Source organism: Flavobacterium sp. GSP27 (assembly GCF_003970395.1).
In the GTDB taxonomy this organism is placed as follows: domain Bacteria; phylum Bacteroidota; class Bacteroidia; order Flavobacteriales; family Flavobacteriaceae; genus Flavobacterium.
Genome location: NZ_RYDP01000003.1, coordinates 90,519 through 103,362, shown reverse-complemented (window position 1 = coordinate 103,362; position 12,844 = coordinate 90,519). Strand labels below are relative to the sequence as shown.

General features: G+C 32.6%; 13 protein-coding genes. 3 read left to right on the top strand and 10 right to left on the bottom strand.

Annotated features, from left to right (window positions below; translation table 11 throughout):
- Window positions 1–7 precede the first annotated feature (7 nt).
- The 4 genes from EKM05_RS03990 to EKM05_RS03975 form a co-directional block, all read right to left on the bottom strand.
- Window positions 8–325 carry a DNA-directed RNA polymerase subunit omega gene (locus EKM05_RS03990; RefSeq protein WP_026709525.1) on the bottom strand — a complete coding sequence of 106 codons (318 nt, stop codon included), beginning with the start codon at window positions 323–325 and terminating at the stop codon, window positions 8–10.
- 8 nt (window positions 326–333) lie between these two features.
- The gene (locus EKM05_RS03985) at window positions 334–1,134 is read right to left on the bottom strand and encodes an outer membrane protein assembly factor BamD (protein ID WP_126553631.1); all 801 of its coding nucleotides are present in this window, start codon (window positions 1,132–1,134) and stop codon (window positions 334–336) included.
- A 175-nt stretch (window positions 1,135–1,309) separates the two neighbouring features.
- Window positions 1,310–2,191: a 4-hydroxy-tetrahydrodipicolinate synthase gene (gene dapA / locus EKM05_RS03980; RefSeq protein WP_126462933.1), complete on the bottom strand. Its 882-nt coding sequence runs from the start codon at window positions 2,189–2,191 to the stop codon at window positions 1,310–1,312.
- A 6-nt stretch (window positions 2,192–2,197) separates the two neighbouring features.
- Window positions 2,198–2,716, bottom strand: a complete 519-nt coding sequence (locus EKM05_RS03975) for a hypothetical protein (protein WP_126452446.1) — start codon at window positions 2,714–2,716, stop codon at window positions 2,198–2,200.
- Between the two features lie 47 nt (window positions 2,717–2,763).
- On the opposite strand from EKM05_RS03975, the gene EKM05_RS03970 reads away from it, so the two are divergent.
- Together EKM05_RS03970 and EKM05_RS03965 are read left to right on the top strand one after the other, a co-directional pair.
- Window positions 2,764–3,573 carry a 5'-nucleotidase C-terminal domain-containing protein gene (locus EKM05_RS03970; RefSeq protein WP_126553629.1) on the top strand — a complete coding sequence of 270 codons (810 nt, stop codon included), beginning with the start codon at window positions 2,764–2,766 and terminating at the stop codon, window positions 3,571–3,573.
- 139 nt (window positions 3,574–3,712) lie between these two features.
- Window positions 3,713–4,624 (top strand): bifunctional UDP-sugar hydrolase/5'-nucleotidase, encoded by a 912-nt coding sequence (locus EKM05_RS03965; RefSeq protein WP_126553627.1) that lies wholly within the window; start codon window positions 3,713–3,715, stop codon window positions 4,622–4,624.
- A 268-nt stretch (window positions 4,625–4,892) separates the two neighbouring features.
- Here the strand turns inward: EKM05_RS03965 and ligA are convergent, their stop codons facing one another.
- The 6 genes from ligA to rpsF all read right to left on the bottom strand — a co-directional run bounded on the left by ligA (window position 4,893) and on the right by rpsF (window position 11,982).
- Window positions 4,893–6,911: an NAD-dependent DNA ligase LigA gene (ligA, locus tag EKM05_RS03960; protein WP_126553814.1), complete on the bottom strand. Its 2,019-nt coding sequence runs from the start codon at window positions 6,909–6,911 to the stop codon at window positions 4,893–4,895.
- 73 nt (window positions 6,912–6,984) lie between these two features.
- Window positions 6,985–7,458: a DUF6495 family protein gene (locus EKM05_RS03955; RefSeq protein ID WP_126553625.1), complete on the bottom strand. Its 474-nt coding sequence runs from the start codon at window positions 7,456–7,458 to the stop codon at window positions 6,985–6,987.
- 110 nt (window positions 7,459–7,568) lie between these two features.
- Window positions 7,569–10,733, bottom strand: a complete 3,165-nt coding sequence (locus EKM05_RS03950) for a TonB-dependent receptor domain-containing protein (RefSeq protein WP_126553623.1) — start codon at window positions 10,731–10,733, stop codon at window positions 7,569–7,571.
- A gap of 95 nt (window positions 10,734–10,828) precedes the next feature.
- Window positions 10,829–11,272: a 50S ribosomal protein L9 gene (gene rplI, locus EKM05_RS03945; RefSeq protein WP_126462941.1), complete on the bottom strand. Its 444-nt coding sequence runs from the start codon at window positions 11,270–11,272 to the stop codon at window positions 10,829–10,831.
- Between the two features lie 66 nt (window positions 11,273–11,338).
- Window positions 11,339–11,635 carry a 30S ribosomal protein S18 gene (rpsR, locus tag EKM05_RS03940; RefSeq protein WP_007138295.1) on the bottom strand — a complete coding sequence of 99 codons (297 nt, stop codon included), beginning with the start codon at window positions 11,633–11,635 and terminating at the stop codon, window positions 11,339–11,341.
- Between the two features lie 5 nt (window positions 11,636–11,640).
- Window positions 11,641–11,982 carry a 30S ribosomal protein S6 gene (rpsF, locus tag EKM05_RS03935; RefSeq protein WP_035671622.1) on the bottom strand — a complete coding sequence of 114 codons (342 nt, stop codon included), beginning with the start codon at window positions 11,980–11,982 and terminating at the stop codon, window positions 11,641–11,643.
- Window positions 11,983–12,148: 166 nt separating this feature from the next.
- Between rpsF and EKM05_RS03930 the strand changes: the two genes are divergently transcribed.
- Window positions 12,149–12,844: a LytTR family DNA-binding domain-containing protein gene (locus tag EKM05_RS03930; protein ID WP_126553621.1), complete on the top strand. Its 696-nt coding sequence runs from the start codon at window positions 12,149–12,151 to the stop codon at window positions 12,842–12,844.

Genomic DNA, 12,844 nt, shown 5'->3' with positions numbered 1-12,844 from the left:
GCATTTATTATTTATTAGAGTCTCTGTGGTAAATTTTACCATCTAACCATTCTTGAACTGCTAAAGCGTGTGGTTTAGGCAGTTTTTCGTAAAATTTTGAAACCTCAATTTGTTCTTTGTTTTCAAAAACTTCTTCAAGACTGTCATTATATGTTGCAAACTCTTCTAATTTCTCTGTCAATTCTTTTTTAATTTCTGAATTGATTTGGTTTGCTCTTTTAGCCATAATGGTTATTGCTTCATACACATTACCAGTAGGTTCTTCAATAACAGTTTTATTATATGTTATTGTATTTACTGGAGCATTCGTCTTTTTTAAATCCATGACTTTATTTATTTAGTAAATTTTTGTAAATCTTTTTCTATTTGAGCTAACATTTGGTTCGCTACTTTTATATATTTCGTTTCAGCATTAAATTTTATCAAATTTGCTTGCGCTGTTTTTGCAACATTCAAACGTTCTTCCATTTTTGCAGGAACACTATTTATTGCCAGTTGGTAAGCTGAATCTAATTTAAAAAACAATGCGTCCTCTTTTAGTGGTGTTCCTGGATAATCTGCAACAAAATTATCTAAAGCAATTATCGCTGATTTAAAATCAGAAATCGTATGGTATCCTTTAGCATTTTCAAAGACTTTTTTTTGTATTTTCTCGCTAAGCATTTTAACGGAAGCATTGGCATCAGCCAGATATTCTGAGTTTGGATAACTATCAATAAACAGTTGTAATTTATCCAATGCTTTGTTCGTGTCCGTTTGATCTAGACTATAAGAAGGAGAAAGCATCGAGTAACTTTTTGCCCCTAAATAAGCTGCTTCTTGTATTTTTTCACTTTTAGGATATCCTGAAACAAAGCTTTCAAATTGATATCCTGCTAAATAATATTGCTTTGTCTTGTAATAGGATTGCGCAAACATATAAAACAATTTTTCTGCTTGAGGCTTTCCTCTGTATGCTGGGCCAATCTGCTCAAAAATACGAATTGCTTTAGAAAATTTTCCTGTATCGTATAATTTAGTCGCCATTTCAAACTTGACAGCTACATCTTCGGTTTTTAGTGCTCTTTGGTATTCGTTACAAGAACTAAAAAAAACTACAAGAAGCAATAGAGATATTATTTTTTTACTCAACATTTAATATTGTTTTTTAGATTTCGTGAATCTTTGATTTCATTTTTTTACTTTTTTCATGATTCCTTTGGCTGAAACAACCTAGCAAATCATACCGAAGTTTCGGTGGCAAATTTAGTTATTAATTTAGCGACTTCAAAATATATTTTTTGTTTAAAAAAATGCTACTTTTTCATCCTTATTTATTCATTTTTTTTACAAACTGATCAATTCTATTTGCTAGTGAATCATCTACTTTTACCAGTGGCAAACGCACTGTATTTTCAGAAATCCCTAGTGACAGAAAGACTTGTTTAATTCCTGCTGGATTTCCCTGCTCAAAAATCATGTCAATACAATCTGATAAAAGATACTGTGTTTTGAACGCTTCATCTGTCTTTCTGTTTAAGCCCAATCGAATCATTTCAGAAAATTCTTTAGGGAAACCTTGACCAATAACTGATATCACACCTGCTCCACCTGCTAAAACCATTGGTAAAGCTATCATATCATCACCAGAAATTACAAGAAAATCTTTTGGTTTGTTTTTCAATAATTGCATTGCCTGAACAAGATCTCCTGCTGCTTCCTTTATGGCTACGATATTTTCGAAATCATTTGCCAAACGCAAAACAGTCGAAGGCAACATATTACTTGCCGTTCTTCCCGGAACATTATATAAAATCACTGGAATGGGAGAGGCTTCAGCAACAGCCTTGAAATGCTGGTAAATCCCTTCCTGAGTAGGTTTGTTATAGTACGGAGAAACGGAAAGTATTGCCGTAAACGCAGTTAAATCTCTTGTTTTTAACTCTTCAACAACTTTTAAGGTATTATTACCTCCTACTCCAAGCACTAAGGGCAAAGTGCCATTATTAGCTTCGATTACAGTACGGATGACCAATTCTTTTTCCTCTGGAGACAAAGTTGCATTTTCTGCAGTGGTACCCAATACTACCAAATATTCAATTCCTCCATCGATAGAAAAATGTACAATTCTTTTTAAAGCTTCGGTATCTATTGAAAAATCTTGTTTAAAAGGAGTTACAAGAGCAACACCTGTTCCTATTAATAATTGCATATTATTTTATATTTTGTTTAATAATTTTAAATATTTGAATAACTCACTTGAAAAAATACGGTAACTATTAACCTCTGTTTTAATCATGAAATGATTTAATCTTTGGTCTATGGATGAAAAACCAACCTTGAATTGTGCTTTTGAATTATGGGTAACTTGCAATAAAATTGCTTTTTCTATATCGTAATAGCTTATTAATAAATCGAATTTTTCATTGCTAAAAGCATTAACCTCCGTGGATGCAATTTGTCCTTTCCAATTGAGATCTCGAGCACTAAATATAGGATATTTTTTTTCGCTAATTTGTTTTAATTTATCGTTATAAACAATAATTTTGATGTTTTCAGGCAAAATTCCATAGGATAAAATTTCCTTTACCAGCAATTCAGTCTCAGCAAAACCAGTAGTATCAACGACTAAACCAATTGTTTGCACACCAGCCACAGATCCATTACTTTTTAAATTCTGAAAGCTGTTTTTTAATGTTTTTTTTACAAAAAAATTCTTTATATAATTTAAAAACATAGTACTTTTACTTGATTACAAAATTAATTAATTAAGTTGCATTTAAAATGGTAAATCTAAAAAAGTATAACGACGTTTCTAAACTTTTTGTTATATTCTTAACATTTTTATTTGTTGCTTCGTGCAGCAAACAAAATTACTATGTTACTAAAATTGAAGGAAAACGAATTCCTGTCACTGAAAAAGAAAATCAAGTCTCTACTACAGACCCCATAGGAAAACAAGCCCTGCAAATTGAAAATTTCATCAAACCGTATCGGGAACACATCAATAAAGATTTAGATAGTGTCCTTGCGTATTGTCCGGAAACATTAGACAAGAGTTCTGGAAAATGGCAAACTACAATTGGTAATCTGATGGCCGATGTCACGTTAAAACGAGGTAATGTTGTGTTTCAAGCTAGAGAAAAAAAGAATATCGACATTTGTTTGCTGAATAGCGGAGGGATTCGCTCTATACTTCCAAAAGGGAATGTCACCGCCCGAACGGCTTTTGAAATTATGCCTTTTGAAAACAGTCTGGTCGTTATTGCGCTAAAAGGAGAACAAATCCTTGAAATCGTTTCCTATCTTATTGCTGAAAAAAAACCGCATCCATTAGCTGGATTAACCTTTACTATTGACAAAAACAATCTTCCAAAAAATATATTGGTTCAAGGAAACCCTGTTCAGCAAGAAACTATTTATTATGTAGGAACCAATGATTATTTATCAAATGGTGGTGACAATATGAATTTCTTTAAAAAAGGAGTTCAAAAATTTGATTTAGAGTACAAACTACGAAATATACTGATTGATTATTTTAAAGAAGTGGATACTATTCCTGTGATAAATGATGTTCGGATTACGGTTGAATAAAAAAGGGTAATAAACAATCCAAAGTAATTTTGAAAACATAAAGCATAGCCCCGATTAAAGTGAAAATCCTTTTTTATCGTTTTTTAACGATAAAAAAGATTGCAACGAAAAGCGGGAAATAGCTCCAAAAAAATATAAAATGAAAAGAAGAGAATTTATTGAGAAAACAGCTGCTGGATCAGCTTTATTAGGTTTAGGTGTATCCTTGAGCAGTTTTGAGTGGTCTAAAACCAAACAACTAACAATTTTACACACCAATGATGTACACAGTTATATTGATCCTTTCCCAGCAGATCATCCCAGAAATGCTAATATGGGTGGTGTGGCCCGAAGAGCCGCTTTGATTGAAACGATTCGGAAAGAAAATCCAAATGTATTATTGCTGGATGCAGGCGATATTTTTCAGGGAACCCCTTATTTTAATTATTACGGAGGTGAATTAGAATTCAAATTGATGAGCATGATGGAATACGACGCTTCTGCAATAGGGAATCATGATTTTGACAATGGTGTAGAAGGTTTGCATGCGCAAATGCCACACGCTAAATTTGAGTTCCTATCTGCCAATTATGATTTTAAAAACACAGTGATGGATGGTTTTGTAAAACCCTATAAAATATTCAACAAAAACGGAATAAAAGTAGGTGTTTTTGGACTCGGGATAGAGCTTGCTGGCTTAGTAGACAAGGCAATGTATAAGGAAACGGTGTACAATGATCCGATTGAAACGGCTCAAGATATGGTTCGGATTTTAAAGAAAGAACAGCAATGTGATATCATAATTTGTTTGTCTCATTTAGGGTATAAATACAGAGACGAACCTGGCAAAATATCTGATTTAAAATTGGCCGAGCTGACTCAGGATATAGATTTGATTATTGGTGGACATACCCATACTTTTCTGGACAAACCAACGGTTATAAAAAATCTTGTAGGCAAAGACGTTTTAGTAAACCAGGTAGGTTGCTACGGTATAAATTTGGGACGAATTGATTTTTATTTGGATAACAATAAAGCAAAAGCTTTTGAAGGAAAATCGATCATAGTGTAACTGTAATCGATTTTTTCGATGAAATTAAACCATTTTATACCAATTATTTTTTTAACAAAACCAACCGTTATTCTGTTCATTGTTTATTTTTAAGTCCGGATTTAAACTTTGGGCATTAATTCCAAATTTATAAAAACAGATTAGCGTGCTATAAATAAGACCAATTGTTTAATAACATAGAACATTACTATGTAAAAACACCTTTACAAGAATTTCAAACAATACATCAAAAAACAGACAATTAATATTCTGGCAAAAAAATATATTTTTAATCAGTCTCTGCAGTAGAACTATGAATTAAATTGATAAAATCATCTTCGGAAATTATTGGGACATTTAGTTTATTGGCTTTATCTAATTTAGCAGGCCCCATATTGTCTCCAGCTACAACATAATCCGTTTTTGCTGAAATAGAATTCCCTATTTTGCCTCCATTATCTTCAATTGCTTTTTTCAAATCGTCTCTGGAAAATTTCTCAAAAACTCCTGAAACTACAAAAGTCTTTCCTGAAAGTTTATCCGTGGCATTTGGATTTATTTTTTCAAAAATTTCAAATTGTACGCCATGTTTTTTTAATCTCTCAATGATACTTCTATTTTCTTGATTTTCGAAAAAATCAATTACGCTTTGTGCAATTCGGTCTCCAATTTCATCCACTAAAATCAAATCCATCAAAGTCGCCTGACCCAAGGTATCAATGTTTTTATAATGTTTAGCCAATTTCTTCGCTACTGTTTCTCCTACAAAGCGAATTCCAAGTGCGAACAAAACGCGTTCGAAAGGAATATTTTTCGAATTAGCAACACCATTCACTAAATTTTCAGCCGATTTTTGTGCCATTCGCTCCAATGGTAAAATCTGATCTACCGTCAATTCATACAAATCGGCATAATTATGCACTAATCCATTATTAAAAAGTAAAGCTATCGTTTCTCCGCCAAGACCTTCAATATCCATGGCTTTTCTAGAAATAAAATGCTGAATTCTTCCAATGATCTGCGGTGGGCAACCATAAAAATTTGGACAATAATGATTGGCTTCACCTTCACTTCTCACTAATTTTGTATTGCATTCCGGGCAATGCGTGATGTATTTTGTAGGCTCCGAGACATCGGATCGTTTTGTTAAATCGACTGCTATAATTTTGGGAATAATCTCTCCTCCTTTTTCTACAAAAACAGTATCTCCTTCACGAATATCTAGCTTTTCTATTTGATCTGCATTGTGTAAAGAAGCCCTTTTTACAATGGTTCCAGCTAATTGAACGGGTTCAAGGTTAGCCACGGGAGTTATAGAACCAGTGCGTCCTACCTGATACGAAATAGAATTTAATTTTGTTGAAACTTGTTCTGATTTGAATTTATAAGCGATGGCCCAACGAGGCGATTTAGCAGTAAAACCCAGTTCCTCTTGATAATGAAAAGAATTTATTTTAACTACTACGCCATCCGTTTCATAAGGAAGAGTATGTCTATGAGTGTCCCAATGATTAATGAATTCAAAAACTTCTTCTAGATTATGAGCTAATTTTGCTTCTTTGGGTGCTTTAAAACCCCAATTTCTTGCCGTTTCTAATCCTTCAAATTGCGATTTAAAAGGCAAATTATTGCCAATTAAAAAATACAACAAACAATCCAAAGGTCGTTTTGCCACTTCAGCACTATCTTGCAATTTTAGACTTCCTGAAGCCGTATTTCGAGGATTTGAATAGGGAGTTTCTCCAATTTCTATTAGTTCCTGATTCATTTTTTCGAAACCGGCAAAGGGCAAAATGATTTCACCGCGAATATCAAATGTCGCAGGGAAATTTCCTTTCAACTTAAGCGGAATTGATTTTATGGTTTTAATATTATTAGTCACATCGTCCCCTTGAAAACCATCGCCACGCGTAACAGCACGTTTTAATTTTCCGTTTTCATACGTAATACTGATAGAAGCTCCATCGTATTTTAGTTCACAAGTATATTCTAATGGAACATCTCCTAAAACCTTCTGAACACGTTTTTCCCAATCGATTAATTCTTCTTTGGAATAGGAATTATCCAAAGAATACATTCTATATTCATGCGGAACGGTTTGGAAGTTTTTTGTTATTGTTCCCCCAACTCGTTGCGAAGGTGAATTCTCATCAAAATATTCCGGATACTGGCCTTCAAGTTCTTGTAGTTTTTTTAATTTCAAATCAAAGTCATAATCAGAAATTATTGCATTATCTAACACATAATAATTATAGTTGTGCTGATTTAATTCCTCCCTTAATTTTTGAATTGTATTCTGAATATCCATAGAAAATAAATTGGCCATTTTAGTTTTGAAAAAGTGTACTAAAATAACCAATTAAAAATAAATAGCAATACAATTACGATGCTATAATAGTATTTATTTGTTGGTACAATAGACCATCACTCAAAAACGAACCTTGCTGTATTAATTCAAAAATTGAAGAATTTCGTTCTTCTGTAAACTCTTTTTTACCCACTTTCATTTCAATAGTATCCGTAAACATATTATCGCTAAGCCATTGCAATCCTTGTTTGGTCAAGAAATCAGTTTCTGGAACTAAAGATTTCAAGACAATTGATTGCACATGAGTATCAAAACAATGAAAAAGGAAAATATGATTTTTAGAAAAATGTTCTAAGTAGGTTGCTTTTGAAAGTACTCCTTCCCAAACCAAATCAGAAAACACATCTAATTCTTGTTCGGCAACTTCCGGTTTTTCTGCTTTTATTTTATCCCACTCGGCTTTATCGATAGTCTGCGTTGCTAAAAAAGTACTGAATTCCTGATTCAATTTCTCAAATTGTTCTTTTGTTAATCTTGAGTATTTCATTATTGCGTTTTAATATTTAACTTTTGTTTTTTAGCTGTTTTTTGAATTTATAAAACAAAAAAAGCCCTCTCAAACGAGAGGGCAAATTTAATCTATATTTTTATCTTTTTTTAGAAAATATATCTAATTCCAAACTGTGCCTGCCATCTTGATAATAAACTTGCATCATAGTTGAAGGTTTTGGTTTGAGTACCGTTAAAAGTATAGGTTGGTATTTTTGTAGTTTTATCAACAGATACTCCAATTGGCTGTACACTTGTTGGTACTTGAACCAATCCCCAATCCGAATTAATCAAATTACCCAAGTTCAGTACATCAATACTAAATTGAATGGTATTCGTTTTATTAGAAGCTGAAGAAATTTTAAAATTATAATCTTGCATTATTTTAAAATCCCATTTTCCTCTCCATGGAGACAGCGCACCATAACGCGCTGCGTACTGACCTCTTCTATCACTCAAATAGTTATCCTGCTTGATAAAGGCATCAAATGCGGCACCTTGACTAACTCCTCCTGTAAATAGCATAGTACTTATTTCGGCTGAAGTTGGTATATAAATTAAATCATTTCCAGTTGCCCCATCATTGTTAATATCTCCACCATACGTATAATTAAAACGGCCTCCTTGTGCGTATTCAAAGAAAGTCGATACAGTAGTGGCCCATTTGTCATTAGTACCATACTTCCATTTTTTTGAAGCTACGCCTATAAAACGGTGCGTATCGCCATACTTAGAATCAGATAAAACTGCATCATTCACATTTCCTAATGCTGGATTAAATCTAAAAGCATCACCCGTAATTTCTGCTTCAATAGAATTAACATCCTGTGACTTCAAATAGTTGTAAGCTAAACTTGCGAACAATCCATTGTCAAAAGTCTTTTGTACTTTGACAGAAGAGTTGAATGCACTTCCTTTATTGGTATTCGTCAATACATATCCATTAGTTCTCGCCGGAAAACCATAATCTGTCCAAGTACCATAATCCGCACTACCGTATATTGCTCTATTATCAACACCTGTCAATTGACTTGTTGGTCTTTTTAATCCCCAATTTTGTATATGAACCCCATTTAAATCTTTATTATAAGACATGTCTATGGTTACAATATAATCATTTTCGAATTTGTGATCAAATCCTAAACTCGTTCTCCAAACCTGTGGAAATTTAAAATCTTCGTCTACTACTTGATAGAAAAATGGGTCTATACCACCTACTTGATTTCCAATCCATACAAAAGGAAGCTTACCGGTAAAGATTCCAGTACCACCGCGTAACTGTTGTTTTTTATCTCCATTAATATCCCAATTGAAGCCAACTCTTGGCGACCAAAGTAAATTATTATTAGGTAATTTAGTTGAATCAAAATTCTTTACACTTCCATCAGCTGGGTTGTAATAATCAATATTTGGCAAATATCCTTCTGAATTATCTGTGTCAATAAATTTTTGAGCTAATTCAGATGTATTGAAATACAATGGTTTATCAGCTCTTAATCCATAGATTAATTTAAAATTATCACTGATATTCCATTCATCCTGAACGTAAAAAGCTAATTGTCCTACTGTCGTTTCAGCTAAATTCCAACCCCCATCAACACCGTCTTTCAATGCATTTTTTGTATCAAAAGTTGTTTGTGCGTTTTTTATTGCAGTGCTGTAATAACCATTTGCAATATTCGCATCAAAACCTGCCATATTTGTACTTCCAAAAACATCAAAACCATACCCTTTTAGGTTAAATGAATTTTTGAAAATGAACTTTTCGAATGAGAAGCCTACTGTATAGGTATGATTTCCTCTGACAATATTTAAATTATCAGTAATTTGAATTACTTTTTGATCTAATTTATTATTGATAGAGAAAGGCTCATGACCTGCTATAATGTAAGGCGAACCATCTTTAGTAATTGTAATTACAGGCGCAGGAGTAGAAAAAGGATTTCTAAAATCATTAAAATGAGTATAACCTGCTTGTAATTTATTAGAAACCGTCTCACTAAATTTAGAATTTAATTCTACTAAAAAAGAGCTAATTTGGTTGTTAATTTGATACCCTGAATTTTCAAATTGTAACGTATTTACATCAATTCCTCTACGAATAATAGCGGTAGGATGTGCAGGCTTATCTTTTGAAGCATCTAAAAAATTATAAATAACAGCTAGTTTATGGTTGTCATTAATATTCCAATCCAACTTTACAATTCCTTTACTTGAATTAGAATTATGTGTAAATCCTTGATAAGCTCCCGTATTATAACCTAGCTTTCCTAACTCAGTAGATACATGCATTAAATCAGTTTCTAATACTCTGGATTCATTCACTCCAGTAGTTCCATTTCCATCATTAGCAACAAAATTTGATCCTGAATCGCTTCTTTTATCAATTTCAAAATTGGTAAAGAAAAACAATTTGTTTTTAACAATTGGACCACCAAGACTAAAACCGGTTTGTGTTTGCTCTAATGAGGGCACAAATATTTTTTCTCCTTTAATTTTATTACCTGTCATATCCTGATTTCTATAAAAACTATAGGCGGTACCATGGAATTCATTTGACCCTGATTTAGTGACTGCATTTACAGAAGCTCCAGTAAAACCAGATAATGTAACATCATAAGGAGCAGTGGCAACTTGAATTTGTTCGATTGCATCCAATGAAATAGGCTGAGAGCCAGTTTGTCCACCCGGAGTTGCTGCATCTAATCCAAAAGGATTATTAAAAACTGCACCATTAAGCGAGTAACTATTGTATTGATCGTTTCTACCTCCAAAAGAGCCTCCACTTGCTGTTGGTTCTAAACGGGTAAAATCATCAGCTGATCTAGAAATTGAAGGCAGCGCTGATAATTCTCTTCTACCGATAGTGGTTTCTGCACCAGTTCTTCCACTTTGAAAAACTCTATTTTTAGAACTAACTACTTTTACTTCCGCTAATTTCTGACTTTCATCTTTCAAGACAACATCTAAACTGAATACTTTACCTAAATCAAGGTAAACATCATTATATTCTTCACTTCTATATCCTACATAGGATACGACAATTTTGTAAGGACCACCAATTCTCATATTCAACATACTGATTCTTCCATCCGCATTAGATAACGCAGAATACTTAGAACCTGTTGGAATATGTATTGCCTGAACCGTCGCTCCAGGAAGCGTCTCATTGCCTGAACCTCGCACAATCCCTTTGATGCTAGAAGTTGTAGTTTGCCCAATGACAGCACTGAAACTACATAAAATTAATAATAAAGTAATGATTTTTTTCATTTGTGTAAATGTGTTATTTTGGGTGCAAAAATAAACAAAAAAAAAATCACTCCTAAGAGTGATTTTAATAATTTATTAACAATATGTTAACAAATTTATGCTTTTTCAGCAACAATTTCATAATCCAATTCAACTATTACATCTCTGTGCAAACGAACGTTGGCAGTATATTTACCAGTACGTTTAACAATTCCGCTTGTGATGAATTTTCTATCAATTTGTTGTCCACCTTTAGCTAAAGCTTCAGCGATATCAATATTCGTGATTGAACCGAATAATTTTTCACCACCTGCTTTTGCAAAGATTTTAATTTCGATAGCTTTCAATGCTTCAGCCAATGTTTTTGCATCATTAACTACTTTAGCTTCTTTATGAGCTCTTTGTTTTAGGTTTTCAGCTAATACTTTCTTTGCAGAAGATGTTGCTAAATGAGCGTGTCCTTGTGGAATTAGAAAATTACGTCCGTATCCGTTTTTTACAGAAACGATATCATCTTTAAATCCTAAATTTTGAACGTCTTGTCTTAAAATAAGTTCCATGTTGTTGTCCTTTTATATAGAAGTTAGGTTTCGTATTTCAGAAAACCAACAACTGTTAATTTTTTATTATTTTAGTAAATCAGCCACATATGGCATTAATGCTAAGTGACGTGCTCTTTTTACAGCAACAGACACTTTTCTTTGGTACTTCAATGAAGTTCCTGTTAAACGACGAGGAAGTATTTTTCCTTGCTCATTAACAAATTTCAATAAGAAATCAGCATCTTTATAATCAATATATTTGATACCTGATTTTTTGAAACGACAATACTTTTTAGTTTTGTTTGTTTCTATATTTAAAGGCGTAAGATATCTGATATCTCCGTCTTTTTTTCCTGAAGCCGATTGTTGTAGTGTAGCCATAATAATTAAGCTTTTGTAGATTTTAATTTAGTTCTTCTTCTTTCAGCCCAAGAAATAGCGTGTTTGTCAAGACTTACAGTCAAGAAACGCATTACTCTTTCATCACGTCTAAATTCAGTTTCAAAAGCAATAAGGACTTCTCCTGCTACTTTGAATTCGAATAAATGGTAAAAACCACTTTTTTTGTTTTGAATTTCGTACGCCATTTTTTTAAGGCCCCAGTCTTCTTTCGACACCATTTCTGCTCCTCTACTAGTAAGAAAATCTTCAAATTTGCTTACTGTTTCCTTTACCTGAACTTCAGATAAAACGGGATTTAAAATGAAAACAGTTTCATAATGATTCATAAATATATATTTATTTGTTATTTGGGTGCAAAAGTAATCAATATTTCTTATCTCACAAACCTTATTTCGTTTTTTTGCTCTAAATTTAAAAAAATCGATGATATTATTTTTATTTCTAAATAAAAAAGTAGTAAATTTACTTAACCATATCTAATACTGAAATTTTATGAAACTAAACTGTGTTGTAGTTGATGATAGTTCTATCCAGAGGATAATTATTGCAAAGTTAGTTAATAATAATCAAAATTTACACCTAATAGGGGATTTTTCTAACGCTATAGAAGCAAAAAGTTGCATGGCTATTCACAATGTAGACTTAATATTTCTAGACATAGAAATGCCTGTCATCAGTGGTTTTGATTTTCTAGATGGCTTAAAAGTAAAACCCCAAATTATTTTCATTACTTCCAAGGCAGAATACGCCATGAAAGCGTTTGATTATGACGCAACAGACTACCTTCAAAAACCAATCGCAATTGATCGATTTAACGCCTCTGTAAAAAGAGCTATTGATTTTCATTTACTTAAAAAAGAAAATAAAGAAAATGAAGGCGAGCATATTTTCATTAAAAGTAATTTGAAAAAATTGAAAATTTTCACTTCTAAAATAAAATGGATTGAAGCCTTTGGAGATTATGTCAGAGTCGTTACTGAAGAGGACACTAATCTGGTACTCTCTACAATGAAATCTTTTGAAAATGATCTGTCAAAAGATAAATTTATCAGAGTTCATAAGTCCTATATTATTAATATCGATAAAGTAGAGCGCTTCAATAGCAAATATGCCGAAATTGGGATGACAAAAATTCCTTTAAGCCGACACAAAAAAGAAGATTTAGTACGAGCCCTTTCCTTTTCTTAA

Excerpts from the sequence above, each read along its gene's own strand:
- rplI (WP_126462941.1), bottom strand. The coding sequence starts at position 11,272 with ATGGAACTTATTTTAAGACAAGACGTTCAAAATTTAGGATTTAAAGAT.
- EKM05_RS03930 (WP_126553621.1), top strand. The coding sequence starts at position 12,149 with ATGAAACTAAACTGTGTTGTAGTTGATGATAGTTCTATCCAGAGGATA.
- ligA (WP_126553814.1), bottom strand. The coding sequence starts at position 6,911 with ATGGATATTCAGAATACAATTCAAAAATTAAGGGAGGAATTAAATCAG.
- EKM05_RS03985 (WP_126553631.1), bottom strand. The coding sequence starts at position 1,134 with ATGTTGAGTAAAAAAATAATATCTCTATTGCTTCTTGTAGTTTTTTTT.
- rpsR (WP_007138295.1), bottom strand. The coding sequence starts at position 11,635 with ATGGCTACACTACAACAATCGGCTTCAGGAAAAAAAGACGGAGATATC.
- EKM05_RS03990 (WP_026709525.1), bottom strand. The coding sequence starts at position 325 with ATGGATTTAAAAAAGACGAATGCTCCAGTAAATACAATAACATATAAT.
- EKM05_RS03950 (WP_126553623.1), bottom strand. The coding sequence starts at position 10,733 with ATGAAAAAAATCATTACTTTATTATTAATTTTATGTAGTTTCAGTGCT.
- EKM05_RS03955 (WP_126553625.1), bottom strand. The coding sequence starts at position 7,458 with ATGAAATACTCAAGATTAACAAAAGAACAATTTGAGAAATTGAATCAG.
- EKM05_RS03970 (WP_126553629.1), top strand. The coding sequence starts at position 2,764 with ATGGTAAATCTAAAAAAGTATAACGACGTTTCTAAACTTTTTGTTATA.
- EKM05_RS03965 (WP_126553627.1), top strand. The coding sequence starts at position 3,713 with ATGAAAAGAAGAGAATTTATTGAGAAAACAGCTGCTGGATCAGCTTTA.
- dapA (WP_126462933.1), bottom strand. The coding sequence starts at position 2,191 with ATGCAATTATTAATAGGAACAGGTGTTGCTCTTGTAACTCCTTTTAAA.
- rpsF (WP_035671622.1), bottom strand. The coding sequence starts at position 11,982 with ATGAATCATTATGAAACTGTTTTCATTTTAAATCCCGTTTTATCTGAA.
- EKM05_RS03975 (WP_126452446.1), bottom strand. The coding sequence starts at position 2,716 with ATGTTTTTAAATTATATAAAGAATTTTTTTGTAAAAAAAACATTAAAA.